The organism is Pseudomonas sp. PDM26, from assembly GCF_019219185.1.
Lineage (GTDB): Bacteria > Pseudomonadota > Gammaproteobacteria > Pseudomonadales > Pseudomonadaceae > Aquipseudomonas.
On the sequence record NZ_JAHUWC010000001.1, the window covers coordinates 499522 to 526422 of the forward strand.

Below are 26901 nucleotides of genomic sequence, written 5' to 3' on the forward strand. Positions count from 1 at the left end.
GGTCTCAAATCTAGTTACTGAAGCCTATAACAACAGATTCTCGTGGAGCCTCGCCGATGAAATCCTATGAAGTCAATTTTGACGGTCTAGTGGGGCCGACCCATAACTACGGCGGCCTGTCCTACGGCAACGTCGCGTCCCAGAGCAACAGCCAGCAGTCTTCCAACCCTAAGGAAGCGGCGCTGCAGGGCCTGGCAAAGATGAAAGCGCTGATGGAAATGGGTTTCCAGCAAGGCGTACTGGCACCGCAAGAGCGCCCGGATGTGGCTGCTCTGCGTCGCCTGGGCTTTGGCGGCACCGACGCTCAAGTGATCGAGCGCGCCGCCAAAGAAGCGATGCCGCTGCTGGTGGCCAGTTGCTCGGCGTCGAGCATGTGGGTGGCCAACGCCGCCACCGTCAGCCCGAGCGCCGACACCGCTGACGGTCGCGTGCATTTCACCGCCGCCAACCTTAACTGCAAATACCACCGCAGCATCGAACACCCGACCACCAGCCGCGTGCTGGGGGCGATGTTCGCTGACCAGAAACACTTCGCCCACCACGCTGCCTTGCCGGCCGTGGCGCAATTCGGTGACGAAGGCGCGGCCAACCACACGCGTTTCTGCCGTGAATACGGCGAAGCCGGTGTCGAGTTCTTCGTGTTCGGCCGCAGCGCGTTCGACACCCGCTACCCGGCACCGCAGAAGTACCCGGCGCGCCAGACCCTCGAAGCGTCCCAGGCCGTTGCCCGTTTGCACGGCTTGAGCGATGACGGCGTGGTCTATGCCCAGCAGAACCCGTCGGTGATCGATCAGGGTGTGTTCCACAACGACGTGATTGCGGTCGGCAACGGCGAAGTGCTGTTCTATCACGAGGACGCGTTCCTCGAGACCGAGCAGATGCTGGCGGAGCTGCAGAGCAAACTCGCCAAAGTCGGTGGGAAATTTCAGTCTGTCTGTGTTCCGCGTTCCGCGGTCAGCGTGGAAGACGCGGTTCGTTCCTACCTGTTCAATAGCCAACTGCTGTCGCGTCCTGACGGCTCCATGCTATTGATCGTGCCGGAAGAGTGCCGTGGCAACGAGCGTGTCTGGCAATACTTGCAGGGTTTGACCAGCTCCGGCGGCCTGATCCGCGAAGTGAAAGTCTTCGATCTCAAGCAGAGCATGCAGAACGGCGGCGGCCCGGCTTGCCTGCGGTTGCGCGTCGCACTCAACGAAACCGAGCTGGCGGCGGTCAATCAAGGGGTTATCATGACGGCGCCGTTGTACGGCACACTGACCGAATGGGTCGAGAAGCACTACCGCGACCGCATGACCGAAAACGATCTGGCGGATCCGCAATTGCTGCTTGAGTGCCGGACGGCACTGGATGAACTGACGCAAATCCTTAAACTGGGCGCGGTTTATCCATTCCAGATCAATTGATCGACGGCGCGCCGCCTTCTACGGCAGCGCGCTGCTTCATCTCAAACGAGAGCGTAAAGACATGAGCGATACCCTGCAGCTGATCCTTGAAGACACCGATGGCACGCAACTGGAGACTTCCTGCACCCGCGTCGCGGTCATGTGGCAAGGCAAAGAGCTGTGGATCCAGCAGGACGGCCGCGGCCAGTTGCTGATCGGTGTGGACGTCGAAGAAGGCGATGCCGAATACGCCAACCTGCTGCTGCGCCCGTTGGCGACTAATCTGGTAAGTCTGCAACTGGAGATGGAACCTGCCGACCTCACCGACGAGGAGCATGTTCACGGCCCGGATTGCAACCACGATCACTAAGGAAACCGCTCTATGCTCGCCCTCGGCAAACTGCTTGAACTGACCCTCGCCGGCCGCGAACCGGCGGAGAAGACTCAACTGACTGTCGAAGGCGTGCGCATGCGCTGGTTGAGCGAGGGTGCGCTGGAAGTCCGGCCACCTGAGGCGCGTGACAATGGCCTGGACCTGCTGCTGTCGGCGGGGATCCACGGCAATGAAACAGCGCCGATCGAGTTGCTCGATCGCCTGTTGCACGACATTGCCCGCGGCGACTTGAAGCCGCGCGCACGTATTCTGTTCCTGTTCGGCAACCCCGAGGCAATTCGCAAGGGCGAGCGTTTCGTCGAGCAGGACGTCAATCGGCTGTTCAATGGCCGTCATGAACAAAGCAGTGGCTCCGAAGCCTTGCGTGCTTGTGAGCTGGAGCGGTTGGCGGCGAGTTTCTTCAGCCTGCCTGATCGTCAGCGCCTGCATTACGACCTGCACACGGCCATTCGTGGCTCGAAAATCGAGCAGTTCGCCTTGTACCCGTGGAAAGAAGACCGCCAGCATTCGCGCCAGGAACTGGCGCGCCTGCGCGCCGCCGGCATGGAAGCGGTGTTGCTGCAGAACAAACCGTCCATCGTGTTCAGCGCCTACACCTACGACAAGCTCGGTGCCGAGGCTTTCACCCTGGAGCTCGGCAAGGCGCGGCCATTCGGGCAGAACGCCGGGGTCAATGTCTCGCTGCTGGAGGCGCGCCTCAAGCAGATCATCGAAGGTACCGAGCCGGAATTGACTGACAAAGCACTGGACGGTTTGCAGCTGTACAGCGTGGCGCGGGAAATCATCAAGCACAGCGACAGCTTCCGCCTGAACCTGCCGGCGGATATCGAGAACTTTTCGGAGCTGGAAGTGGGTTATCTGCTGGCGGAAGACATCGCCAACACCCGCTGGATCATCGAGGAGGAGGGCGCCCGGATCATCTTCCCGAACCCCAGGGTGAAGAACGGTTTGCGTGCCGGCATCCTGGTCGTGCCGACCACCGACGAAAACCTGGCCTGACACAGTTCCTGTAGGAGCTGCCGAAGGCTCGGGCCGCGATCGGACGATCTTTTGATCTGAAAAGAACAAGATCAAAAGATCGCAGCCTCGTTGCACTCGTCAGCTCCTACAGGTTTCGGATTGGTGTTAGACCGCTACCGCACGCGGCTCGCTGCGACGCAGCGAACGGATCTTCATCAGCGTATCCGCACAGGTCTTCGCCGCTTCCTGGCCTTTATGCACGAAATGCTCGAAGAAGAACTTCTGGTGCTCTTCGCCTGCATGGAAGTGGTGCGGGGTCAAGGACACCGAGAACACCGGCACTTCGGTTTCCAGCTGAACCTGCATCAGGCCGCTGACCACTGACTGGGCGACGAACTCGTGACGGTAGATCCCGCCGTCCACCACCAGGGCTGCCGCGACGATGCCGGCATAACGACCGGTCTTGGCCAGCAGCTTGGCGTGCAGGGGCATTTCAAAGGCACCGCCGACTTCGAAGAAATCGATGTCGGATTCCTGATAACCCTGGGCAATCATTTCGGCGACGAAGCCTTTGCGGCTCTGGTCGACAATATCCTTGTGCCAGCAGGCCTGGATGAACGCAACGCGCTCGCCGTGATGGTGTTTGCTTTTGCTGTCGATTGCGGTGGGTTGCATGTTCTGACTCCTGTTTGTGTGAAAAACAGGGCGTTATGAATCGAAGGGGATCTGAGGGTACGCACGCTCGCACGAATGCCGGCGGACGGCCCTTTGCAGTCAATCCCGTTCTCTCTTCATCCGGACTATGACCGTCGGCCCCGGGATCACACCGGGTCTGCTGACCTTGCTGCCAGGTACCGCCGAAGCGGTGCTGTCACCAAGCGCTCGCGGGCTATGCGCATTGCGCGCAATTACCGCCGGTGGGGAGTTGCACCCCGCCCTGAGAACGTTTTTGCCGCCGGAATGTTTGGCGGCGTAGCGTTTTTATCACATATTTGCGGTATGCGCATGACCCCTTTTGGATGATTGTCATCGACTTTTCCGTTGGTTTAATCGGCCTTTTCCTCCGCAAGGGTTGATTATTCGGCGCCATGCCCGCAGTAATTCTTTCCTGAAAGGGATTTCCCCTGCTTACCGAGGCCGGATTCATGAGCGTTATCGATCTTCGCAGCGACACCGTCACCCAACCTTGCGCCGGCATGCTCGACGCGATGGCCAAAGCCGCCACCGGCGATGACGTGTATGGCGAAGATCCGACGGTCAATCGTCTGGAAGCTGAATTGGCAAAACGGCTGGGTTTTGCCGCGGCGCTGTTTGTGCCCACCGGGACCATGAGCAATCTGCTGGGTTTGATGGCCCACTGCGAACGCGGTGACGAGTACATCGTCGGCCAGCAGGCCCACACTTATAAATACGAGGGTGGTGGTGCGGCGGTGCTCGGTTCGATCCAGCCGCAACCGCTGGAAGTGCAGGCCGATGGTTCGCTGGACCTGACGCAGGTCGCGGCGGCGATCAAGCCGGATGACTTCCACTTCGCCCGCACTCGATTGCTGGCGCTGGAAAACACCATGCAGGGCAAAGTCCTGCCGCTGGAATACCTGGCGCAGGCGCGCAGTTTTACCCGCGAACACGGGTTGCAACTGCACCTGGACGGCGCACGCTTGTACAACGCGGCAGTGAAGCTGGGTGTGGATGCCCGGGAAATCACTCAATATTTCGATTCCGTCTCGGTCTGCCTGTCCAAAGGGCTGGGCGCCCCGGTGGGTTCGGTGCTGTGCGGCTCGGCCGAGCTGATCGGCAAGGCGCGGCGCCTGCGCAAAATGGTCGGTGGCGGCATGCGTCAGGCCGGGATTTTGGCGGCGGCAGGCCTGTACGCGCTGGATCACAACGTTCAGCGCCTGGCCGATGACCACGCCAATGCGCAATACCTGGCCGAAGGCCTGCGGGCGGCGGGTTTCGAAGTCGAACCGGTGCAGACCAATATGGTTTATGTGCAGATGGGCGACAAGGCCGAGGCGATCAAGGTGTTTGCCGCCGATCGCGGGATCAAGCTCAGTGCCGCCGCCCGTCTGCGCATGGTCACGCACATGGACGTCAGTCGTGGGCAAATCGAGCAAGTCGTCGCGACATTCGTCGACTTTTCTAGCAAGTGACGGCGTTAACCGTCTAAATGAGTGTTTGCAACGTACAAACACACTGTACCTGGTCACTAACGCCGATATAATGCGGCCCTTTGCCGTCGCTTCGTCTGTTGACGTTTCGAACAGGCCTTTGGCCGCAGCCTCCGTGGAAGAACCTAATGAAAAGCGCAGAAATCCGTGAAGCCTTCCTTCGCTTCTTCGAAGAACAAGGCCACACCCGTGTAGCCTCCAGCTCTTTGATTCCGGGCAACGACCCAACCCTGCTGTTCACTAACGCGGGGATGAACCAGTTCAAGGACTGCTTCCTGGGCCAGGAAAAGCGCGCGTACACCCGCGCGGTCAGCAGCCAGAAATGCGTGCGCGCCGGCGGCAAGCACAACGACCTGGAAAACGTCGGTTATACCGCCCGTCACCACACCTTCTTCGAAATGCTGGGTAACTTCAGCTTCGGCGATTATTTCAAGCGTGATGCCATCACCTACGCCTGGAACTTCCTGACGTCCGACAAGTGGCTGAACCTGCCGAAGGAAAAGCTCTGGGTCACCGTCTACGCCAGCGATGACGAGGCGTACGACATCTGGACCAAGGACATCGGGGTTCCGGCCGAACGCATGGTGCGCATCGGCGACAACAAGGGCGCGCCGTACGCCTCCGACAACTTCTGGACCATGGGCGATACCGGCCCGTGCGGTCCTTGCACCGAGATTTTCTACGATCACGGCGCCGACATCTGGGGCGGCCCACCGGGTTCGCCGGAAGAAGACGGTGACCGCTACATCGAAATCTGGAACAACGTGTTCATGCAGTTCAACCGCACCGCCGATGGCGTGTTGCACCCGCTGCCAGCGCCGTCGGTCGACACCGGCATGGGCCTGGAGCGGATCAGTGCCGTGCTGCAGCACGTACACTCGAACTATGAAATCGACCTGTTCCAGAGCCTGCTGACTGCATCGGCCAAGGCCATCGGCTGCACCAACGACGCCCAGGCTTCGCTGAAAGTGGTGGCTGACCACATCCGTTCCTGCGGTTTCCTGATCGCCGACGGCGTGCTGCCGTCCAACGAAGGCCGCGGTTACGTGCTGCGCCGGATCATCCGTCGCGCCTGTCGTCACGGTAACAAACTGGGCGCCAAGGGCAGCTTCTTTTACCAGATCGTCGCGGCCCTGGTCGCCGAGATGGGCGAAGCTTTCCCGGAACTGAAATCCCAGCAGGCGCACATCGAGCGCGTGCTGAAGGCCGAAGAAGAGCAATTCGCCAAGACTCTGGAGCAGGGCCTGAAGATCCTCGAGCAGGATCTGGCTGAACTCAAAGGCGACGTGGTGCCCGGCGACGTAGTGTTCAAACTCTACGACACCTACGGTTTCCCGATGGACCTGACCGGCGACATCGCTCGCGAGCGCAGCCTGACCATCGACGAAGAAGGTTTCGAACGTGAAATGGAGGCCCAGCGCGTCCGTGCCCGTTCCGCCAGTTCCTTCGGCATGGACTACAACAGCCTGGTCAAGGTTGACGTGGCCACCGAGTTCACCGGTTACATCGCTCACAGCGGTTCCGCCAAAATCGTTGCGCTATATAAAGATGGCCAGTCGGTCGACGTATTGAGCGAAGGCGATGAGGGCGTGATCGTTCTCGACAAGACGCCGTTCTACGCCGAGTCCGGTGGCCAGGTCGGTGATTGCGGTTACCTGCAGGCGGGCAGCGCGCGTTTCGACGTGCGTGACACCACCAAGACCGGCGGTGCATTCCTGCACCACGGTATCCTGGATTCGGGTAGCCTGATCGTCGGTGCGCCGGTCGAGACCCACGTTGACGCCGAGGTGCGTCACGCCACGTCGTTGAACCACTCCGCGACTCACTTGCTGCACGCTGCATTGCGCCAGGTGCTGGGCGATCACGTTCAACAGAAAGGTTCGTTGGTCGACAGTCAGCGTCTGCGTTTTGACTTCAGTCACTTCGAAGCCATCAAGCCTGAACAACTGAAAGCGCTGGAAGACATCGTCAACGCCGAGATTCGCAAGAACTCCGAAGTTGAAACCGAAGAAACCGATATCGAAACCGCCAAGCAGAAAGGCGCCATGGCGCTGTTCGGCGAGAAGTACGGCGACAACGTGCGCGTGCTGAGCATGGGCGATTTCTCCGTCGAGCTGTGCGGCGGCATCCACGCCAACCGCACCGGCGACATCGGCCTGCTGAAAATCATCAGCGAAGGCGGTGTGGCATCGGGTGTGCGTCGTATTGAAGCCGTTACCGGTGCCCAAGCGCTGGCCTACTTGAATGCGGCGGAAGAACAACTCAAGGAAGCGGCCAGCCTGGTCAAGGGCAGCCGCGACAACCTGATCGACAAGCTGTCGGCTGTGCTGGAGCGCAACCGTCTGCTGGAGAAGCAACTCGAGCAGTTGCAAGCCAAGGCTGCCAGTGCTGCGGGCGACGATCTGTCGGCCCAGGCGCTGGACGTCAAGGACGTGAAGGTGCTGGCCGTGCGTCTGGACGGTCAGGATGGCAAGGCGCTGCTGGCGCTGGTCGATCAACTGAAAAACAAACTCGGCCGCGCAGTGATCCTGCTCGGCAGTGTCCATGAGGAAAAGGTCGTTCTGGTTGCAGGCGTAACCAAAGACCTGACTGGCCAACTCAAAGCCGGTGATTTGATGAAGCAAGCCGCTGCGGCAGTGGGCGGGAAGGGCGGTGGTCGTCCAGACATGGCGCAAGGCGGCGGTACCGACGCTGGCGCACTGGATGCGGCACTGGCCCTGACCGTTCCGTTTGTAGAGCAGGGTCTATAAGGCAGTACTTGCGGCCCGCAGTCTAGTGGCGGGCCACAACGCTGTTTGAGTGATTATTTGGGCGCCCTTCATGGGCAGAGGCGGCTTTGAAATGGCTTTGATCGTACAGAAATTTGGAGGCACCTCGGTCGGCACCGTCGAGAGAATCGAACAGGTCGCCGACAAGGTTAAGAAATTCCGCGATGCCGGCGATGACCTGGTGGTTGTGCTGTCTGCAATGAGCGGCGAAACCAACCGTCTGATCGATCTGGCCAAGCAAATCAGTGGCGACGGCCAACCGGTTCCGCGCGAGCTGGACGTGATCGTTTCCACCGGTGAGCAGGTGACGATTGCCCTGTTGGCCATGGCGCTGATCAAGCGCGGCGTGCCGGCGGTGTCGTACACCGGCAACCAGGTGCGGATTCTGACGGACAGCGCGCACAATAAAGCGCGTATCTTGCAGATTGATGACCAGAAGATTCGCGGTGACCTGAAGGCAGGTCGTGTGGTGGTGGTCGCCGGTTTCCAGGGAGTCGACGAGCACGGCAACATCACCACCCTCGGTCGTGGCGGTTCCGACACCACCGGCGTGGCGCTGGCGGCAGCCCTGAAGGCTGACGAATGCCAGATCTACACCGACGTCGACGGCGTCTACACCACCGACCCGCGTGTGGTGTCCGTGGCTCAGCGCCTGGACAAGATCACCTTCGAAGAGATGCTGGAAATGGCCAGCCTCGGATCCAAGGTGTTGCAGATCCGCGCGGTCGAGTTCGCCGGCAAGTACAACGTTCCGCTGCGCGTACTGCACAGCTTCAAGGAGGGTCCGGGCACCCTCATTACTATTGATGAAGAGGAAACCATGGAACAGCCGATCATTTCCGGTATCGCTTTCAACCGCGATGAAGCCAAGCTGACCATCCGTGGCGTGCCAGACATCCCGGGCGTTGCCTTCAAGATTCTCGGCCCGATCAGTGCCGCGAACATCGAAGTCGACATGATCGTGCAGAACGTCGCGCACGATAACACCACCGACTTCACCTTCACCGTGCACCGCAACGACTACCAGGCGGCGCAGGCCGTGCTGGAAAAGACCGCTAGCGAGCTGGGTGCCCGTGAAGTCGTGGGCGACACCAAGATCGCCAAGGTGTCGATCGTCGGCGTTGGCATGCGTTCTCACGCAGGCGTGGCCAGCCGCATGTTCGAATCCCTGGCCAAGGAAAGCATCAACATCCAGATGATCTCGACGTCGGAAATCAAAGTCTCCGTAGTGATCGAAGAGAAGTACCTGGAACTGGCTGTGCGCGCTCTGCACACGGCTTTCGAACTGGACGCACCGGCCCGCCAGGGCGAGTGATGCGTTTGCCAAAAGGCGCGGTCTGACCGCGCCTTTTGTTTTTTTGAATGGCGTGACTCCCGAGGCTGTTCTTTTGCTCGCGCTAGTCAATACTCAGGCATGTAGGGCTGCGACCGCTCCGGTTGTGGGTCGAGTGCCTTTTTTTTGCAGACTGTTGTCCCTGAAATGTAATGCGTGAGGAGAAAGGTATGCTGATTCTGACTCGTCGGTGCGCAGAAAGCCTGATTATCGGTGATGGCGAAATCACCGTGACCGTGCTAGGCGTCAAAGGAAATCAAGTGCGCATCGGTGTTAATGCCCCCAAAGAGGTGGCGGTTCACCGGGAGGAAATTTACCTGCGTATCAAGAAAGAGAAGGACGAAGAACCAAGCCATTAATTTTTATCGTTTTTTATGTTTGCAAACGGGGAAGAAGCTGGTTAATATACGCCCCGTGTTGCGGAGAGCTGGCCGAGTGGCCGAAGGCGCTCCCCTGCTAAGGGAGTACACCTCAAAAGGGTGTCGGGGGTTCGAATCCCCCGTTCTCCGCCATTATTTGCGTAGTACGTTGTAATCTGGCTTCTTCGGTAAGTTGTTGAAATTACTAGAAAAAGTGCTTGACATAGAGATTAGACGGCCTATAATGCGCGGCAACAAATGCACTCGTAGCTCAGCTGGATAGAGTACTCGGCTACGAACCGAGCGGTCACAGGTTCGAATCCTGTCGAGTGCACCATTTAAGAGTTAGTTGCAGTAATGCAAGTAACTTGGCTTCAGCCAGTTGTGGTCTGGTCTAAAAACACAAATTGCACTCGTAGCTCAGCTGGATAGAGTACTCGGCTACGAACCGAGCGGTCACAGGTTCGAATCCTGTCGAGTGCACCATACAACAGAAAGCCCGCATTTAATGCGGGCTTTTTGCCGTCCGGGATTTGGCTTTTCCTTTCGTGCATCCCCTCTCGTCGAACTCCACCTGTGCACTGCGACCTCGCAGGGTGTCGTAACGGTAGTTCGTGGCTGAATTGCGAATACTGATCTTGTCCGGCTTGCCGAGGGCGCTTTCGACGTCTTGCTGGCTCATGCCGGCGACCACTCGCCGATTGATGATCGCTTCGCGACGCTCCCTGGCACTGATCAGGTTTCCACACTTGTCCTGCGCCTGACCGACCACGGTCGGCTCTTTCCTTTGGATTTTCATTCCTGGTGTTTCACGGGGTTCGGCTGGCGGCATGAGTGCCATCGCGCTGCCGGGTGTAAGGGCGCGGACGTCCTGAAGTGAAACGCTTTCTCCCGCGGCACAACTCAGTGTGGTGAAGGTAATGCGTCCATTGGCCGCCTCGCAGCGCTGAACGGTGGTGGCGAGTGCCAGGGGCAGGGGGCCGAACAGGCCGAGCAGTAATAAGAATTGTGCAACTGATGGCATCAGGCGTCCTCCATGACGTTCCTCTTCAAGGGTAGCGGCTACAATTTTCGAGGGGTGGTGTGTTTTCTTTTCAGAATACGTCGTCGCACTTTCATGGATCAGGAGATGCTCAGGTTTGTTGTGCAAGCGCTTGTTTCAGCCGAGATTTTTTAACGTTTAAAACCGTCAGGCGGTGTATCATTGCGCCCGTCAGCCCCGCCGGGGCTTGTGGAATACCTCCATGGACTTACCCAGTAGTTACTCAGTACCCCGTTTCACCAATCATGAATTGACTGATTGATCCTTCCGGCGTGCCCCGCTGCTGGGAGTGGAGTTCGCCTATGTCCGAAGTTGAAGTAAAGAAAACGCAGGAAAGCTTGCAGGATCGCCTGGCTCAGGTGGTTGAGTTGCTGCAGCGCCAGCGAGTGATAGAAGACCTGACTCACCGCCAGGAAGGCCCGCATCATGACCGGGTCGAGAACCTGGTCCACCGGCAGAACCTTGTCGAGTTGCAACGCAAGCTCGATGACCTGCACTCCGCCGACGTCGCCTACATCCTTGAAGCCTTGCCGCTGGACGATCGTCTGACGCTCTGGCAACTGGTCAAGGCCGATCGCGACGGCGACATCCTTCTTGAAGTATCCGATTCGGTTCGTGAAACCCTGATCGCCGACATGGACGATCACGAGCTCCTGGCAGCCGCCAAGGACATGGATGCCGACGAACTCGCTGACCTGGCCTCCGAGCTGCCGCGAGACGTCGTCCATGAGCTCATGGAGACCCTCGACCAGCAACAACGCGAGCGCGTGCGTTCGGCACTGTCCTATGACGAGGAGCAGGTCGGTGCGCTGATGGACTTCGAGATGGTGACCATCCGCGAGGATGTCAGCCTTGAAGTGGTCTTGCGTTATCTGCGCCGTCTCAAGGAGTTGCCGGGCCATACCGACAAGCTGTTCGTGGTCGATTACGACGGTGTCCTCAAGGGCGTGTTGCCGATCAAGCGTCTGTTGGTCAACGATCCGGACAAACAGGTTTCCGAGGTGATGGCCAGCGATCCGGTGAGTTTTCACCCGGACGAAGACGCCTACGATGCCGCCCAGGCGTTCGAGCGATATGACTTGATCTCCGCGCCTGTGGTCGACAAGAACGGCAAGCTGATCGGCCGTCTGACCATCGATGAAATGGTTGACCTGATCCGTGAAGAGAGCGAAAGCGAAGTTCTCAACATGGCGGGTCTGCGTGAAGAAGAAGATATTTTTGCGTCGGTCTGGAAGTCCCTGCGTAACCGTTGGGCCTGGCTGGCGATCAACCTGATTACCGCGTTCGTGGCTTCTCGGGTCATCGGTTTGTTTGAAGGTTCGATCGAGAAGCTCGTGGCGCTTGCGGCTTTGATGCCGATCGTGGCGGGGATCGGTGGTAACTCGGGTAACCAGACCATCACCATGATTGTTCGGGCCATGGCGCTGGACCAGGTGAGCACCGGCAATACCTCGCGTCTGATGCGCAAGGAATTGGCCGTCGCGTTGATCAACGGCGTGATCTGGGGCGGGGTGATTGGCCTGGTTGCCTACATGCTCTATGGCAGTTGGTCATTGGGCGTGGTGATGACTGCCGCGATGACGCTCAACCTGTTGCTGGCGGCATTGATGGGGGTCTTGATCCCGATGACCCTGGCGAAGATGGGGCGTGATCCTGCGATGGGGGCCAGTGTGATGATTACTGCCGTGACCGACAGCGGAGGCTTTTTCATCTTCCTGGGGCTGGCGACAATCTTCCTGCTCTAAAGTCCGTTTCACTGAAACCCGCTGTCAGGCGGGTTTTTTGTGCCCGGATTTCAGGCAAAAAAAAGCCAGCGATCAGGCTGGCTTGAGCTTTCTGGCTGAATCAGGACGCGTCGGCGGCCATTTCAGCGTCATGGGCGATCAGTGAAACCAGGGCGTTCTGCTGTCGGTGGGAGAGTTGGCGGAAGCGCTGCAGCAGCTCGCGTTCGTGCAAGGAAAGCTCCGGGCTGTCCAGGCGCATGCTCAGCTCTTCTCCCAGTGCACCTTCCTGAATAAGACTTTGCTCAAGGCGCGCAATGATTTCGGAGTTCATGCTGCGGTGATGATTGCGAGCCACTTCGGCAATGCGTTCACGCATTCCGTCTGGCAGACGTACGACGAACTTGTCAGCCGTACGGCTGGAATAAATTGCCTGTTTCAATGGGCGCATATATTTAACCGGTTAGTTCAGGGGAGCGGTTTTCGGGATTGGCCGCAGGATGTCTGGTAGGACAAGCGCTCTGACCAAATGTTCAACCTGAATTGATAGAGGCGCGCATCATGCCCCAAACAAGCCAGATCCTTGGCGTCAATTCTGTGACAAATATTGAACTGTATAAAGGCGTTCTGCCAGCACCAATTATCAGAAATGCGAATTAGTTTGAAAAGTTCGACCGGGTCGTATCGTTTAGCGCGTCTGCACCCGACGAAAGATTTCTGACAGGCCGCAAAAGCGGACTCGATCACTGCTCCTTGCCTTTACAGAATAGTGGCAAATGGCCGATTTACTAGGGAGAGTCGTCTGGAGGGGGGGGATTCAGGATGGATGGCAGGCCTTTGCGACGGATCAGCCATACCTGGATTAACGCAGGACCGGATCAAACTTGATCTTGCGTCCGGCAATCAGTGCGAGCACGAACAGAGTGCTGAATACACCACAGGCAATCAGGGGAAGGGTAACGACCATGTCCTGGGTCAATGACAGATGAAAAATGCCGCTCAACAAGGCGAGGATGAAGAAACTCGCGGCTGGTTTGGACATGCTGTGCTCCTTGGTGAGGGTCATTCAAAATACCAGGCGCTCGGCAGACGGAGCTGGCACCAGAATGGTTTCTTGGCTGACCTCCTGACTGACAAAGCCGTGCTGGTCGCTCATCACGGCCAACTGCGGCGCTTTCTGCAGTTGAAGGTAATGTGGCATTCGCTGGGCAACCTGCGTAGCACCGCTCTCGTGGGTAAAATGAAAACCCGGCAAAATCGTCAGAGCGATTGCACTCGAAAGTAAAAGGGCGCTGTTCATGAGGCGACCTCCGTTGTTCTGTGAGAACAGCTGAAGCAGCTCGCATGCCAGAGTCTATCGACAATTAAATTCTTTAAAAACAACGAATTAGGATATTTTTTCGAAAGCTGGATCTTGCATTTTGCAATGATGGCTTTTTGCAGTAATGCAATTTGCACGGTAAACAAGTCCGCGCCCGTCCGAGGCGTCTGCCTACACTTAAAAAGCCCAACGGACGACATGACAAAAGCCGGCCCGGCCGTTAACATGCACGCCGTCCATCGCGCCGCGTTTCTTCGCAGCCGACTTGTGTCCCAGTAGCTCAATTGGATAGAGCATCCCCCTCCTAAGGGGAAGGTTGGCAGTTCGAACCTGCCCTGGGACACCAAATTTCGCAGGTCCCCCCCCGCCTGTTTCAACGCTTCATTTTCACGACCAGTAGATAAATTTCGACAAATTCAGGTGCCCGGGATTTATCGAAGCCATCGACTCTACCTTCGCGACTTTCCTTCTCCCCTCCCAAGTAGTCTGAAACTCCCACCCCGCCTGGGAGTATCGGCCGATGTGCAACCTGCGGCGCTTGTTCATAGTTGTGACCAATAGATCAGAAAATGGTCCAAGGTCGACCCCCGATGACTGGACCCGCTCAGGAGAAAGTCATGACTATGCGCAAGAAAACCTCATCGCTAACGAATGACCTGGCCAATAACGCCGGTGACCATCCTTCACCCGTCAGCCACGACTGGACTTTCACCTACATTCCGACCGTCACCACCAACCTTGAAGACTACGCACCGGGCAGCACTGCCATCATCACGGCCAGCGGCTTTGCCGCCGGCAGCACCGTGACGCTCGAAGTGGATCATGCCGTCGGTGCCGGCGCGGATGGTGTGTGGGGTACGCCCGACGATGTGCTCGATACCAACACCGGCGAGGGGCACGAGCCCTGGTCCGTGACCGACGGCGGTGCCGGCGATCTCGACGGCCAGGTCAACGGCAGCGTCACTACCTCGTGGTACGTGAATCCCGACGACTCGGCAGGCGCGACGTTTCTGCTCACCGCGACCTCTGCGGGTGCCGACGGTGTGCTCGGCACCGGTGACGACGCCGTGGCGACAGCGTCCTTTACGGACAGTGTTTTGAGCGTCGTGGCGACCGGCGAGGACGTGACCCTGGACGAAACGGCCGGGTTGCAGAACGGCACGGCCACTCCAGGCCCTGTTGGCGACGCTGACGACAATGACATTCTGGTGGCGTCCCTGCCCACGACCTTCGCTACCCGTTTGTCCGGACTTGGGGCAGGCACTGCAACGGGTGCGGCCTTGAGCGGCTATACCGGTGCCGTGGGCAATACGGGTAGCAATGCGTTCACCATCACTTCTGCACCCGGAGCAAGCATTACCGATGTCAGCTTCGTCGACAGCAATGGCGCACCGCTCAGTGGCGTGGTCAGCGGGCTGTTTACCCTCGACGGCGTCAGCATCCTTCTCTATACGGATACGAACAACAACATCGTTCTGGGCCGAGCCGGGAGCGCAAGCGGCGCGATCGTGTTCGCAGCCTATATAGAAGAAACCGGATCGCCGGTCACGGGCGGCAAGATCTGGACCGTGGAGTATCAACCGCTGCGGCATACAGATGCTACGAACGCCGATGATTCGCTCAATCTGCTGAATAAGGTTTTCATCGGAGCCAGCCAGGACATGGAGTTCAGTCTGGCCGGTGTGCCCTCCGGTTCGAACCTCTTCCTGATGTTTACTACGGCGACCCCGACCGTTGTCAATGACGGTGGTGTATTGCGGATCACGGATCCCACCATCATCGCCACCGGCAAGGACCCCGCTGACCAGTCAAGCGGCGCCAATATAAACACTGGCGACACGATCATTACCAGCCAGGCGGCTAACCCGACCACCTTAGGCACCAACAACCAGATGATTACGGAACAGGAAGGCATCCGCTTTTCGTTCGTCACGGGTGCCAGGCAGGATGTGACCATTCCCAACCTCAGTCAAAACGAAGCAAATGTTGAATCCAACATCGACTTTACCGGCGTCTTCAATGCGAAGATGGCCAGTTTCGACGTCGTGCAGTTGCAAAGCGGCAAGAGTGCCGTGGTAAGAGTCAGTGCATTCAGCACCACAGCTGAATCTGGCGTGAATTTCATCAATGGGTATGGCAATGACGCGTCGGTGTCCATCACCAATGTTCGCGTCTTCAACAGTATCGGGCAGGTGATCGAGAATTCAAACGGCTCGGTGAATGATCCGGCCATCACCATCAGCTTTGCAGCAGGGGTTGCAACAATCACCGGCGTTAAAGCCGGCTACCAGATTGAATACACCACTACGGCGGATCATAACCGCGTGCTCGTCGAGAACGGGGCGGCCGTCACTGCCAAGGGCAATGAGCACGCTGATTTTGATATTGGTGGTTTCACACTGGCCCAGGCCTCTATTACAAAAACCGAAATCGGCTCCAAGATCATCTTCGACGACGACGGGCCAAGCATCAGCACCACCGGCACGGAGCCGACGCTGACGGTGGACGAAACGGTACTGGCGACCAACGCCACCCAGAGCTTTGCCGCCAACTTCAACTCGGCGTTTGGTGCCGATGGGGCGGGCACCCTGACCTATGCACTGAGCGTGGTGGCCGGAGCCTGCGGGCTGATCGACACGGCCACGGGCGAGGCGGTGAACCTGTCGCTCAATGGCGCCGTGGTGGAAGGCCATACGGCCCTCACCAACCAGCTGGTGTTCACGGTCAGCGTGGCTGCCAATGGCAGTGTTACGCTCGACCAGATCCGCGCCGTGGTGCATTCCAACACAACCAATCCCGATGATTCGACGAGTCTGACCTCGGACAATCTGGTGACACTGACGGCAACCAAGACCGACAGGGATGGCGACAGCGCCCGGGCGACGCTGAACATCGGGCAGAATCTGGTGTTCAAGGACGATGGGCCAAGCATCACCACCACCGGCACGGAACCGACGCTGACGGTGGACGAGACGGTACTGACGACCGACGCCAGCCAGAGCTTTGCCGCCAACTTCAACTCGGCGTTTGGTGCCGATGGGGCCGGTACCCTGACCTATGCGCTGGGCGTGGTGGCAGGAGCCTCCGGGCTGACCGACACGGCCACCGGCGAGGTGGTGAACCTGTCGCTCAATGGCGCGGTGGTGGAGGGTCATACGGCCCTCACCAACTTGCTGGTGTTCACGGTCAGCGTAGCCGCCAATGGCAGCGTCACGCTGGATCAGGTCCGCGCGGTGGTGCATGCCAATGCCACCAATCCGGATGATTCGACGAGTTTGACCTTGGACAACCTGGTGATGCTGACCGGGACCGTTACCGACAAGGACGGCGACAGCGCCCAGGCGACACTGAATATCGGGCAGAACCTGGTGTTCAAGGACGATGGGCCAAGCATCAGCGCCACCGGCGTGGAGCCGACGCTGACCGTGGACGAAACGGTACTGGCGACCGACGCGACCCAGAGCTATGCCGTCAACTTCAATTCAGAGTTTGGTGCTGATGGGGCCGGTACCCTGACCTATGCGCTGAACGTGGTGGCCGGAGCTTCCGGGCTGATCGACACGGCCACGGGCGATGTAGTGAACCTGTCGCTCAATGGCACGGTGGTGGAAGGGCGTACGGCCACAGACAACCTGCTGGTGTTCACGGTCAGCGTCGCTGCCGATGGCAGCGTCACGCTCGACCAGATTCGCGCCGTGGTGCATCCCGACGCAACCAATCCCGATGATTCGACGACTCTGACCTCGGACGACCTGGTGACACTGACGGCGACCAAGACCGATGGGGACGGCGACAGCGCCCACGCGACCCTGAACATCGGGCAGAACCTGGTGTTCAAGGACGACGGGCCGAGCATCAGCGCCACCGGAGTGGAGCCGACGCTGACCGTGGACGAAACGCTACTGAACACCAACGATACCCAGAGCTTTGCCGCAAACTTCAACTCGGCGTTTGGTGCTGATGATGCGGGCACGTTGACCTATGCACTGGGTGTGGTGGCCGGAGCTTCCGGGCTGATCGACACGGCCACAGGCGACGCGGTGAACCTGTCGCTCAACGGCACTGTGGTGGAAGGCCGCACGGCCACGGGCAACCTGCTGGTGTTCACGGTCAGCGTCGCTGCCAATGGCAGCGTCACGCTCGACCAGAGCCGGGCGGTGGTGCATGCCAACGCCACCAATCCGGATGATTCGACGAGTTTGACCTCGGACGACCTGGTGACGTTGACGGCGACCAAGACCGACGGGGACGGCGACAGCGCCATGGCGACCCTGAACATCGGGCAGAATCTGGTGTTCAAGGACGACGGGCCGAGCATCACCACCACCGGCACGGAACCGACGCTGACGGTGGACGAAACGGCACTGGCGACCAACGATACCCAGAGCTTCGCCGCCAATTTCAATTCAGAGTTTGGTGCCGATGGTGCGGGCACGCTGACCTATGCGCTGGGCGTAGTGGCGGGGGCCTCCGGGCTGATCGACACGGCCACGGGCGACGCGGTGAACCTGTCGCTCAACGGCACGGTGGTGGAAGGCCGTACGGCCACGGATAACCTGCTGGTGTTCACGGTCAGTGTCGCCACCAATGGCAGCGTCACGCTGGATCAGGTCCGCGCGGTGGTGCATCCCGACGCCACCAATCCGGATGATTCGACGAGCCTGACCTCGGACAACCTGGTGACGTTGACCGCGACCAAGACCGACGGGGACGGCGACAGCGTCATGGCGACCCTGAACATCGGGCAGAACCTGGTGTTCAAGGACGACGGACCGAGCATCACCACCACCGGCACGGAGCCGACGCTAACCGTGGACGAAACGGCACTGGCGACCAATGACACCCAGAGCTTCGCCGCCAATTTCAATTCAGAGTTTGGTGCTGATGGTGCGGGCACGCTGACCTATGCGCTGGGCGTAGTGGCGGGGGCCTCCGGGCTGATCGACACGGCCTCGGGCCAGGCGGTGAATCTGTCGCTCAACGGCACGGTGGTCGAAGGCCGCACGGCCACGGACAACCTGCTGGTGTTCACGGTCAGCGTGGCCGCCAATGGCAGCGTCACGCTCGACCAGAGCCGCGCCGTGGTGCATGCCAACGCCACCAATCCCGATGACTCGACGACGTTGACCTCGGACAACCTGGTGACGCTGACCGCGACCATCACCGACAAGGAGGGCGACAGCGCCCAGGCTACGCTGAACATCGGGCAGAACCTGCTGTTCAAGGACGACGGGCCGAGCATCAGCAGCACCGGCGTGGAGCCGACGTTGACCGTGGATGAGACGGTACTGACGACCGACGCCAGCCAGAGCTTTGCCGCCAACTTCAACTCGGCGTTTGGCGCCGATGGGGCGGGGACGCTGACCTATGCGCTGGGCGTGGTGGCGGGAGCCTCCGGGCTGATCGACACGGCCTCGGGCCAGGCGGTGAACCTGTCGCTCAATGGCGCCGTGGTCGAAGGTCGCACGGCCCTCACCAACCTGCTGGTGTTCGCGGTCAGCGTCGCTGCCAATGGCAGCGTCACGCTGGACCAGAGCCGCGCCGTGGTGCATTCCAACACAACCAATCCCGATGATTCGACGAGTCTGACCTCGGACAACCTGGTGACACTGACGGCGATCAAGACCGACGGGGACGGCGACAGCGCCCAGGCGACGCTGAACATCGGGCAGAACCTGGTGTTCAAGGACGACGGGCCGGCACTCAGTTTCGGCAACCTGATCGGGACCGGTAGCGTCCTTGCGCAATCCGGGTTCTGGAACATGGCGACGGGAGCCGATGGGCTGGGTGCGGCCGGTCTGGATATCTCGTTGGTCAATGACCAGTTCACCCTCATCAGGCCAGACAACACGACCACGACCGGGACCGGCACACTCCACGAGCTGTCGCCATCACCGGATGTCAATGGCGCGTACCAGTTCGCAGGAACCTTGACCGGTGATTTCGACAACAACGTTGCAACGGCGAACACCACCGTCGACTACACGCTGACCGCCTATGCCGATGGCCGCTATGCACTGGATCTGGTGCAAGGCTTCAGTTCGACGATCGTGCTCAGCAGTGCCGACGGCTCGCTCGATGCCGGCGGCCCGGATCCAGTGCGCACGTTGTTGATTCCTCAGACGAATAACCCGGCTATTCCTTCGGCATCCGAGGAGATTGTGTTCTTTTCCGCGAAGGCGCTGGCGTCGACTGCGGACATCCTGACCGGCATCGGGCTCGGCGCACCCGACCCCACCGAAGCCACGCTACAGACCAACCCCCTGCCGTCGTACATAGACCCGGCGGCCATGAACGTCAGCACGTCCGGCATCGGCGTCTCCAACAACCTTTTCCAGGGAGATAACCTGGCGGCAATCAGCGCCGCCGATGAAAGTTTCGTCATCAATCCAGAGAGCCTGCTGACGGGCATGAAGGTCTTTATCGACAACTCCGTGGCGGGTTACAACACGGCGACCGAGGACCTGTACTATCGGATCTACTACGCGGATGGCACGTTTTCGAACCGCATCGAGGTGAACACCCTGACGCCGGAGGCTGGCGGACAGGTGTCCTTCCTCATCCAGAAGGAGAGCACGGAGCTGATCGACGCGGTTCAGCTGACGATGGGCCGAGGCGAGATCAAGATCCCGGTGATCCAGTTCCTTCAGCAGAGCGAGAGCCTGGCCAGCGATGTCCAGCTGGCGTTCAGCGCGACGCTGACGGACAAGGATGGCGACTCGGCAACGAGTAGTTTTGACGCCAACCTGTTCGCCAACGATCCGGGCAACGCACTCTTCGACTTCACGCTGGTTGGCACTGGCGGTGAGCGAGATGCCTTCAACATCGATTTGTCAGTCAATCAGAACCGCTACCAGGTCAGCGGCTTCGATGTGGGCTCGGGCGTGCATGACAGGCTGGTGCTCAACGGCGACCCGAACGCCGTTGTCCAATCGATCAACAACACCGGCGCGGACAGCGTCGTGACGGTTGCCGAGACGGGTGGACAAACAACGACCATCACCTTGGTCGGGGTCGATGTTCAGAATACCGACATCTTTTTTGGCAGTGCTTGAGGCTTTGCGCGCGTGAACGGATGCGGGGGTGGCCCAGGAAGCCACCCTCGCATTTTTTCTGCAGTTCCAATACAAGATCGCATCCGCAGTGAACTATCGAGCAACACAAGGCTTAAGAAACGCGGCGGGGGAGATACAGGTTAACGCGGCAGGATGTATCGAGAACGACATCGGCATTGCGGGGGCACCCTGTTCCAGGTCGCCGACAAGGATGGCGAAACGGTGACGGCCTACCCCCTGAAAGTGAGGGGCAGACCGTCTTGTATTGACTTGAATTTCATTCCAGTTCCACCCAGGTGGCGGGCGGTGCTTCGTTGTTGGTGAGCCCGTGTTTGAGCGCATACATCAGCAAGTCGATGCGGTTGATGAGATCAAGCTTTTGATAGATGTTGCTGAGGTGGTTGTGCACGGTGTGCTCACTGATCCCCAGGCGCCCGGCGATGCTCACATATTTGGCGGACGGTTCGCCCACGATGGCGCGAATCAGTTCTCTCTCGCGCAGGGTCAACCGCGCCTGTTTCGCCTGCTCTCGATTGCATTTGAAGGGTATATGCCCGGTCGCGGCATAGCCGCGAAGGCCGCCAGCCCAGGCTCTATCCATTGCGATGTCGCTATGGTGGACCTTGAGGATGGCCTGGATAATCGATTCTGTCGGGTCTTCCGCCAGCACGATGCCGCGAGCACCAGCCTCTATCGCCTGGGCGGCGGGGACGGCTTCGTACAGGCCCTTGAGCAGCAGCACTTTCATGTCGGTGCTATGGGTGAGTCCCGCGATGACCTCCAGAGGATTCAGCGCATCCGGAAAGAAACTGAAAAAAATGACATTGGGCCGCAGCTGATCGGCAAGATCCAGCGCATGGGTATAGGTGGTGGCCTGGCCTGTCACTTCCATCCTGGGCTTTCTGGCATCAATCAACTCATGAAGGCCCTTAAGTACGAGGGGGCGGCAATCGATCAACATCACGCCTATTGGCTTTTCCTGGTCAGCGAACATCTTCCTGACCTCCTTGAAAACCAACGATGACCTCCACCCCCTGGCCTTCCCGGGTCAGCAACTTGCTTGCTGGGGCGCCGCGATTGAAGGGCAGATTTGAACGCCGGCAGGCCGTGATGGTGCCCGTCCAGGCTTTGGCAACCAGCAGCCCTGGGGCCATTTCCATTACCGGCATCGGCAGGCAGGGCGAACGTTTCCAAACGGCAGGCAAAGCCCGAGAGAGAAAATTTACAAGAACAATTATTAATGGATTGCACATGATGATGGACTCCCGCGCGCCTCTCAACGGAGTCTAGGTCAGCCCGGAGCGCTGCCAGACTGCCCGTCCGTCAGTCCTCGATGCATGCCCGGTACGGGCAGGCCTGAGCGATCTTCTCAAGGAGGGGGGTAACCCTCGAAAATCAAGGTATTAGACTCGCCACAGTTGGCCTGCAACCAAAGTCTGAACCTGATCAAAATCGTCAATTAATCGACGAATGGCGTGCAGTTAGGGGCGCCAATGTCGACTGAGTCAATTTGTTGTCGGTGTCGGCCTGGCCGAGTCACCCACAAGCCTGGGCTTGGCGAAATCAGCCGACGACCTGCATGGAAACCCGATGACGGCTGTGCCTTACTTCTAATTCCATCTGTGGAGAGCAATCGATGCGACACAGAGGCACCGGATACTGGCTCTGGACCAATACCCGCTTACCCTTTCAGACCCATGAAGAAGTGCTCGGCGACGGCGTGCAGGTCGAGGTGCGCGCGCGGATCAGCCTGCTGGGGTTCGCTCAGGTGTTTATCGGGGTTTATGGCCGCAATGGCTGGGCGATCAGCGAAGAGTCCCATGATCGGCACAGCGGTGAGCCTCGGGCACTGGCGTTGAGATGGGGCGTGGCGCGGGCAAGGGAGATTGTGCTCGAGACCCAGGCCTTCGTCGCACCGCACCGGGTGCAACTAAGCCTGGGGCCGGTGATCACCGACGAGTCGGTACTGGCACTGCGTTGCATGGAAATGACCGAGCGTGAGCGTTTGAAGCTCAAGTCCGACGATGCCTGGATTGAGTATCAGGCTGCGAAAGCCTCCGTACTGACACTGATGCGCTCGACCAAGGTCGATCCGAGGGTGTGGGCCGAGCAAAAGGAGCGGCTGCGGCAGGCCATCGATCGACGGGCCTGCGTACAGCGCGCTTACTTGAGTTGCCTCAGGTCGATGAGTGCCGCAGAGCCTCGATAGTGTCGATCAGCTCATCGTAGGACACTGGTTTGCCAACGTGCTGGTTGAACCCCGATTGCCGTGATTTCTGAATATCGCTTTGCGCACCGTAGCCGGTCAGCGCAATGGCGGGCACATTCCTGGCTTGCGGCAACTGGCGCAGGGCGCTGATCAGCTCATGGCCGTTCATGACCGGCATGCCCAGGTCTGAAATGATCAGGTCGAACCGGGTATTTTTTGCCGCGTCCAGCGCCGCCGCCGGACGGTCGAAGGCGATCACCTGGGCGTCCTCCATCTCCAGCAGCATCTTCAAGGTTTCCAGCACCTCGGCGGAGTCATCGACCAGCAGGATGGTCAAGCCGCTGAGTCTGCCGGAAGCGTCTTCGATCGGCGCGGCGGGAAGGGCTTGGCCGTTGGTCTCGGCCAATGGCAAGTAGACGGTAAACGTGCAACCGGCACCGACGCCGCCGGAACTCACATGCACAGTGCCTCGTTGTGCCTCGGTCAATTGGCGGACCAGCGACAGGCCGATCCCCAGCCCCTCGCGTTGGTGTGAGGTGTGCTGTTTTTCCGCCTGGCCGAACAGGTCGAATACATGTTCGAGGTGCTCTGTCGCGATACCGATGCCGTTGTCTTTGACATCCAGCCTGGCCATGTTGCCCGCCTGGCTCGCGATCAGTTGCACGCGGCCCTTGGCCGGGGTGAATTTCAGTGCGTTGTTCACCAGGTTCCAGATGATCTGTTCCAGACGCGTCGGGTCGGCCTGGATCATCAGTGCCTCGGCGGGTACTTGCAGTTCGACCGTGATGTCGTGCCCGTCATTGAGGACCACGGTGTAGATGTCGCGCAGGACGTTGTTCAGGTCCACAGCAACCGATTGCAGCTTGAGTTTGCCGGTGCGGACCCGGGCGACATCCAGCAGGTCATCGATGATCCGCGCCTGGCTGGTGACGGCTTCGCAGATGGTATTGACGGCTTTGGCGGCTGGAGACAGGTTTTTCGTCACGGGCAAGCGACGCAACAGTTCGGCGTTGAGCTGGATCAGGTTCAGCGGGTGCTTGAGTTCGTGGGACATGACCGCAAAGAACTCGTCCTTGAGATAGCTGGTGTTGCGCGTCTCGGCCAGTTGCTGGCTCTGCTCTTCATGCTGGCGCTTGTGGCCGGTCAGGTCCCGGGCGATTTTCACGTAGCCCTGAAGTTTGTCACCGTTGAGCAGGGTGACTTCGCCGCTGCAAAAGAAACGGCTGCCGTCCTTGCGCAGGTGCCAGCGTTCATCTTCGAAGCGGCCATGGTTGCGGGCCGTTTGCAGTTCATTTTCCGGAATGCCATTGGCACGATCCTCGGCGCAGAAGATGAAATCGTAGCGAGTCCCTTCGGCCTCGTACTTGCTGTAGCCAAAGATCAATTCGGCACCCTTGTTCCAGCTGGTGATCACACCGTGCTCATCGAGGGTGATGATGGCGTAGTCGCGGGTGCTTTCGGCGACCAGGCGCATGCGTTCTTCGCCCAGGCGCAATTCTTCCTCGGCCGCGCGACGCTTGGTGATGTCGATGAAGGTCAGCACTGTACCGTCGATGTGGTCTTCGCTGGAGCGATAGGGCAGCAGGCGGGCGATGTACCAGCGGTTGTCGGTGCTGCTGACTTCGCGCTCTATCATGTTCAGCGATTCGAAGACCTGGGCCGCATCGGCCGCCAGGTCTTCGTAGTGCAGGCGATGGGTGATGTCGAGCAGCGAGCGTCCGGTATCGACCGGCAGCATGCTGAAGATGTCGGTGGCACGGGGGGTGAACCACTTGATGCGCATGCTGCGGTCGACAAAAACCGTGGCGATGTCGGTGGAGGCGATCAGGTTGCTCAGGTAGTCGTTGATCTTGTCGGTCTCTTCGACTTTGGTTTTCAGTTCGAAGTTGACCGTCAGCAGCTCTTCGTTGATCGACTGCAGTTCTTCCTTGCTGGTCTCGAGCTCTTCGGTGGCCGAGCGCAGCTCTTCGTTGATCGCCTGCATTTCTTCATTGGAGGCCTTCAGCTCTTCGCTGGAGATTTCCGATTGCTCGATGGTGTCTTGCAGGTGCAGCTTGGTCCGTTGCAACTCGCGCTCGAGGTTGGACAGTACCTGGCTTTCGGTTTGCAGCTGGGTGCTCAAGGACGCTTGCGCGGGGTCGATCTCGACCTCCTCGAAAATCACCAGAATGTACTCGCCGTCCGAGGTTTCATCCTTGTAGGGGTGGGCGACCAGATCGATCAGGTAGCGTCGTTCATCGCGTTTGATCGGCACCTCGCGGGACTTGACCGAGGCACCGCTCTGCTGGACCTGGAACAGGGTGGTGCGGATTTCCAGGCGCAACTCCGGAAGAATCAGGTTCAGCAGGTTGCGCGACAGTTCGCCGCCCACATGCCGCAGGAAACGCCCGGCACTCTCGCTCATGTGCAGGATGTCGGCGTTGGTGTCGACGAGCACGCTCGGTGGCGCCGACTGTTCGAGGGCGCGGTGGTGCAGGTCGGCCACCGACAGTTTGCGTTGCTCGCTGGTTTCCGGAGCCTGCCGGGGCATATTGGTACGTACGTAGCCGCCACGGGGCATGGTGGGCGTGCGCCGGCTGGAGGCCGTGCCGGTTTTGGCACGGAAGATCCGGTTGCGTTTGTCGACAGGAGCAAACAGCTCGTGGCAGGCATCGGCGCTTTCGGACGTGCCGAGGAACAGGAAGCCGCCGGGACGCAGGGCGAAGTGGAACATCTGGAGGATTTCACGCTGCACTTCGCGATCCAGGTAGATCAGCAGATTGCGGCAAACGATCAGGTCAATCTGCGAAAACGGCGGGTCGGACAACAGGCTGTGCTTGGCGAACAAGACCTTTTCGCGCAGCTCCTTGCGCACTCGGTAATGGTCGTTTTCCTTGATGAAATAATGGCGCAACCGTGACGGCGGCACGTCGGTGACGATCGCTTGCGGATACAAGCCGGTGCGCCCGTAGCTGATCGCGCGTTCGTCGATGTCGGTGGCAAACACTTGCAACGAGGCGTTGCTGGAGTCCAGTTGCATCTGATCGTGCAGCAGCATCGCCAGGCTGTAGGCTTCTTCGCCGGTGGAACTGCCAGCGGACCAGACGCGTATTTCTTCTTTTTTCTCCGACTGCGCCGATGCCGTGGCGGCGCTGACCAATTGCGGCACCACATCCCGTTCGAGGGCTTCGAAGGCTTCGCGGTCACGGAAGAAGTTGGTCACGCCGATCAGCATGTCGCCCAGCAGCGCCTTGGTTTCCTCGGGATTGTTTTGCAGGAATTTGTAATAGGCGACGAGGTCCGGTTGCGCCGTGACTTGCATCCGGCGTTCGATACGCCGCAGCACGGTGGCGCGCTTGTAGTGTTTGAAGTCATGGCCGGTGCCGGTGCGCAGCAGGATCAGAATGTCGTGCAGCACTTGCTCGGCCGCCGCGGTATCGCGCTCGGACGCCGGGGCGATGCTCTGCATCCCCTGATCACTGACCGTGGGCAGTTTGATTTCCCGGGCGTTGCTCCACAACTCCAGCAGCTTTTGCGGCATTTCAACTACCGGTAACACGAAGTCGACCATGTGCGTATCGATGGCAGCCTGTGGCATACCGTCGAACTCGGCGTCTTCCTGCACCTGGGCCATGGTAATGCCACCCTGTTCCTTGATGCGGGACAGGCCGACCGCGCCATCCGAGCCGGTGCCCGACAGCACCAGGCAGAACGCGCGCTCACGGTGTACATCGGCCAGGTCGCGGAAAAACAGATCGATCGACGAGTGACGTCCCAGACGCGGGTCGACAGGGCTGACCTCAAGCAGGCCGTCATTCATGTTCAGCTGTTGCGCCGGCGAAATGACGTAGACCCGGTTCTTTTCGATAGGCACCGTGCTGCCGACCTGCAAGACCGTCATCCTGGTCGATTCCTGGATGATCCTGTCGGCGAAGCTTTGGTGGTCGGGAGACAGGTGAAGAATGATCACGAACGCCATGCCGTTGTCCTGCGGCATGTTTTCGAAGAACCGCTTGATCGCTTGCAGCCCGCCCGCCGACGCGCCGATCCCCACCACCGGAAAGTCCAGCGTGCTTGGGCTCAGGGCCTTTCGCTCTGGAACGGTATTGGAGGGTGTGCTCATGGGGTCGTCCTTTGGCGGTGGGGGTCTTGCGCTTGAGTCCTGAAGGAGAAAAGTGCAAATCGATAAACCAGAATAATCCTGTTTTTC

General features: G+C 59.4%; 18 protein-coding genes, 4 tRNA genes and 1 riboswitch. Of the genes, 14 read left to right on the forward strand and 8 right to left on the reverse strand.

Annotation, left to right across the window (positions count from 1 at the left end):
* The first annotated feature begins 56 nt into the window (after positions 1-56).
* The 3 genes from astB (at position 57) to astE (ending at position 2775) form a co-directional block, all read left to right on the forward strand.
* Positions 57-1403 carry an N-succinylarginine dihydrolase gene (astB, locus tag KW849_RS02265; protein ID WP_218427269.1) on the forward strand — a complete coding sequence of 449 codons (1347 nt, stop codon included), beginning with the start codon at positions 57-59 and terminating at the stop codon, positions 1401-1403.
* Between the two features lie 61 nt (positions 1404-1464).
* On the forward strand, positions 1465-1752 hold the full coding sequence (locus KW849_RS02270; protein WP_108215213.1) for a topoisomerase II: 288 nt from the start codon (positions 1465-1467) through the stop codon (positions 1750-1752).
* A gap of 12 nt (positions 1753-1764) precedes the next feature.
* A complete protein-coding gene (gene astE / locus KW849_RS02275) occupies positions 1765-2775 on the forward strand; it encodes a succinylglutamate desuccinylase (protein ID WP_218427272.1) in 1011 nt (336 codons plus the stop codon).
* Positions 2776-2901: 126 nt separating this feature from the next.
* On the opposite strand, the gene KW849_RS02280 is transcribed toward astE, so the two are convergent.
* Positions 2902-3411 carry a 6,7-dimethyl-8-ribityllumazine synthase gene (locus KW849_RS02280; RefSeq protein WP_218427274.1) on the reverse strand — a complete coding sequence of 170 codons (510 nt, stop codon included), beginning with the start codon at positions 3409-3411 and terminating at the stop codon, positions 2902-2904.
* 103 nt (positions 3412-3514) lie between these two features.
* A riboswitch (FMN riboswitch) is annotated at positions 3515-3685 on the reverse strand.
* Between the two features lie 196 nt (positions 3686-3881).
* Between KW849_RS02280 and ltaE the strand changes: the two genes are divergently transcribed.
* The 7 genes from ltaE (at position 3882) to KW849_RS02315 (ending at position 9850) form a co-directional block, all read left to right on the forward strand.
* Positions 3882-4886 (forward strand): low-specificity L-threonine aldolase, encoded by a 1005-nt coding sequence (gene ltaE / locus KW849_RS02285; RefSeq protein WP_218427276.1) that lies wholly within the window; start codon positions 3882-3884, stop codon positions 4884-4886.
* Between the two features lie 146 nt (positions 4887-5032).
* The gene (gene alaS / locus KW849_RS02290; RefSeq protein ID WP_218427278.1) at positions 5033-7654 is read left to right on the forward strand and encodes an alanine--tRNA ligase; all 2622 of its coding nucleotides are present in this window, start codon (positions 5033-5035) and stop codon (positions 7652-7654) included.
* A 91-nt stretch (positions 7655-7745) separates the two neighbouring features.
* Positions 7746-8987: an aspartate kinase gene (locus KW849_RS02295; protein ID WP_218427280.1), complete on the forward strand. Its 1242-nt coding sequence runs from the start codon at positions 7746-7748 to the stop codon at positions 8985-8987.
* 188 nt (positions 8988-9175) lie between these two features.
* Complete coding sequence (csrA, locus tag KW849_RS02300) at positions 9176-9364, forward strand: carbon storage regulator CsrA (protein WP_002554426.1); 189 nt, start codon at positions 9176-9178, stop codon at positions 9362-9364.
* Positions 9365-9426: 62 nt separating this feature from the next.
* Positions 9427-9517: transfer RNA gene (locus tag KW849_RS02305), tRNA-Ser, on the forward strand.
* A 107-nt stretch (positions 9518-9624) separates the two neighbouring features.
* Positions 9625-9701, forward strand: a tRNA-Arg gene (locus KW849_RS02310).
* 72 nt (positions 9702-9773) lie between these two features.
* Positions 9774-9850: transfer RNA gene (locus tag KW849_RS02315), tRNA-Arg, on the forward strand.
* Positions 9851-9869: 19 nt separating this feature from the next.
* On the opposite strand, the gene KW849_RS02320 is transcribed toward KW849_RS02315, so the two are convergent.
* A complete protein-coding gene (locus tag KW849_RS02320; RefSeq protein WP_218427875.1) occupies positions 9870-10388 on the reverse strand; it encodes a cell envelope protein SmpA in 519 nt (172 codons plus the stop codon).
* Between the two features lie 320 nt (positions 10389-10708).
* Between KW849_RS02320 and mgtE the strand changes: the two genes are divergently transcribed.
* Positions 10709-12151 carry a magnesium transporter gene (gene mgtE, locus KW849_RS02325; protein ID WP_218427282.1) on the forward strand — a complete coding sequence of 481 codons (1443 nt, stop codon included), beginning with the start codon at positions 10709-10711 and terminating at the stop codon, positions 12149-12151.
* A 100-nt stretch (positions 12152-12251) separates the two neighbouring features.
* On the opposite strand, the gene KW849_RS02330 is transcribed toward mgtE, so the two are convergent.
* From KW849_RS02330 to KW849_RS02340, 3 genes are all read right to left on the reverse strand, one after another.
* The gene (locus tag KW849_RS02330) at positions 12252-12578 is read right to left on the reverse strand and encodes an Arc family DNA-binding protein (protein ID WP_003178899.1); all 327 of its coding nucleotides are present in this window, start codon (positions 12576-12578) and stop codon (positions 12252-12254) included.
* Positions 12579-12989: 411 nt separating this feature from the next.
* Entirely contained in the window at positions 12990-13169 is a 180-nt protein-coding gene (locus KW849_RS02335; protein WP_218427284.1) for a PA3371 family protein, read from the reverse strand.
* Positions 13170-13193: 24 nt separating this feature from the next.
* Entirely contained in the window at positions 13194-13427 is a 234-nt protein-coding gene (locus KW849_RS02340) for a hypothetical protein (RefSeq protein ID WP_218427286.1), read from the reverse strand.
* A 290-nt stretch (positions 13428-13717) separates the two neighbouring features.
* Between KW849_RS02340 and KW849_RS02345 the strand changes: the two genes are divergently transcribed.
* Together KW849_RS02345 and KW849_RS02350 are read left to right on the forward strand one after the other, a co-directional pair.
* A tRNA-Arg gene (locus KW849_RS02345) sits at positions 13718-13794 on the forward strand.
* Between the two features lie 271 nt (positions 13795-14065).
* Positions 14066-20503: a DUF5801 repeats-in-toxin domain-containing protein gene (locus KW849_RS02350; RefSeq protein WP_256357020.1), complete on the forward strand. Its 6438-nt coding sequence runs from the start codon at positions 14066-14068 to the stop codon at positions 20501-20503.
* Between the two features lie 277 nt (positions 20504-20780).
* On the opposite strand, the gene KW849_RS02355 is transcribed toward KW849_RS02350, so the two are convergent.
* Complete coding sequence (locus KW849_RS02355) at positions 20781-21497, reverse strand: response regulator transcription factor (protein ID WP_218427288.1); 717 nt, start codon at positions 21495-21497, stop codon at positions 20781-20783.
* Positions 21487-21756: a hypothetical protein gene (locus tag KW849_RS02360; protein WP_218427290.1), complete on the reverse strand. Its 270-nt coding sequence runs from the start codon at positions 21754-21756 to the stop codon at positions 21487-21489. Before KW849_RS02360 ends, KW849_RS02355 begins: the two co-directional genes overlap by 11 nt.
* Positions 21757-22139: 383 nt before the next feature.
* On the opposite strand from KW849_RS02360, the gene KW849_RS02365 reads away from it, so the two are divergent.
* Positions 22140-22712 (forward strand): hypothetical protein, encoded by a 573-nt coding sequence (locus tag KW849_RS02365; RefSeq protein ID WP_218427293.1) that lies wholly within the window; start codon positions 22140-22142, stop codon positions 22710-22712.
* On the opposite strand, the gene KW849_RS02370 is transcribed toward KW849_RS02365, so the two are convergent.
* Complete coding sequence (locus KW849_RS02370) at positions 22681-26814, reverse strand: CheR family methyltransferase (protein WP_218427295.1); 4134 nt, start codon at positions 26812-26814, stop codon at positions 22681-22683. The two genes, KW849_RS02365 and KW849_RS02370, sit on opposite strands and share 32 nt — an antisense overlap.
* Between the last annotated feature and the right edge of the window lie 87 nt (positions 26815-26901).

Excerpts from the sequence above, each read along its gene's own strand:
- ltaE (WP_218427276.1), top strand. The coding sequence starts at position 3,882 with ATGAGCGTTATCGATCTTCGCAGCGACACCGTCACCCAACCTTGCGCC.
- astB (WP_218427269.1), top strand. The coding sequence starts at position 57 with ATGAAATCCTATGAAGTCAATTTTGACGGTCTAGTGGGGCCGACCCAT.
- KW849_RS02320 (WP_218427875.1), bottom strand. The coding sequence starts at position 10,388 with ATGCCATCAGTTGCACAATTCTTATTACTGCTCGGCCTGTTCGGCCCC.
- KW849_RS02330 (WP_003178899.1), bottom strand. The coding sequence starts at position 12,578 with ATGCGCCCATTGAAACAGGCAATTTATTCCAGCCGTACGGCTGACAAG.
- KW849_RS02360 (WP_218427290.1), bottom strand. The coding sequence starts at position 21,756 with ATGTGCAATCCATTAATAATTGTTCTTGTAAATTTTCTCTCTCGGGCT.
- KW849_RS02340 (WP_218427286.1), bottom strand. The coding sequence starts at position 13,427 with ATGAACAGCGCCCTTTTACTTTCGAGTGCAATCGCTCTGACGATTTTG.
- KW849_RS02335 (WP_218427284.1), bottom strand. The coding sequence starts at position 13,169 with ATGTCCAAACCAGCCGCGAGTTTCTTCATCCTCGCCTTGTTGAGCGGC.
- astE (WP_218427272.1), top strand. The coding sequence starts at position 1,765 with ATGCTCGCCCTCGGCAAACTGCTTGAACTGACCCTCGCCGGCCGCGAA.
- KW849_RS02370 (WP_218427295.1), bottom strand. The coding sequence starts at position 26,814 with ATGAGCACACCCTCCAATACCGTTCCAGAGCGAAAGGCCCTGAGCCCA.
- KW849_RS02280 (WP_218427274.1), bottom strand. The coding sequence starts at position 3,411 with ATGCAACCCACCGCAATCGACAGCAAAAGCAAACACCATCACGGCGAG.
- KW849_RS02270 (WP_108215213.1), top strand. The coding sequence starts at position 1,465 with ATGAGCGATACCCTGCAGCTGATCCTTGAAGACACCGATGGCACGCAA.
- KW849_RS02350 (WP_256357020.1), top strand. The coding sequence starts at position 14,066 with ATGACTATGCGCAAGAAAACCTCATCGCTAACGAATGACCTGGCCAAT.
- KW849_RS02295 (WP_218427280.1), top strand. The coding sequence starts at position 7,746 with ATGGCTTTGATCGTACAGAAATTTGGAGGCACCTCGGTCGGCACCGTC.
- mgtE (WP_218427282.1), top strand. The coding sequence starts at position 10,709 with ATGTCCGAAGTTGAAGTAAAGAAAACGCAGGAAAGCTTGCAGGATCGC.
- alaS (WP_218427278.1), top strand. The coding sequence starts at position 5,033 with ATGAAAAGCGCAGAAATCCGTGAAGCCTTCCTTCGCTTCTTCGAAGAA.
- csrA (WP_002554426.1), top strand. The coding sequence starts at position 9,176 with ATGCTGATTCTGACTCGTCGGTGCGCAGAAAGCCTGATTATCGGTGAT.
- KW849_RS02355 (WP_218427288.1), bottom strand. The coding sequence starts at position 21,497 with ATGTTCGCTGACCAGGAAAAGCCAATAGGCGTGATGTTGATCGATTGC.
- KW849_RS02365 (WP_218427293.1), top strand. The coding sequence starts at position 22,140 with ATGCGACACAGAGGCACCGGATACTGGCTCTGGACCAATACCCGCTTA.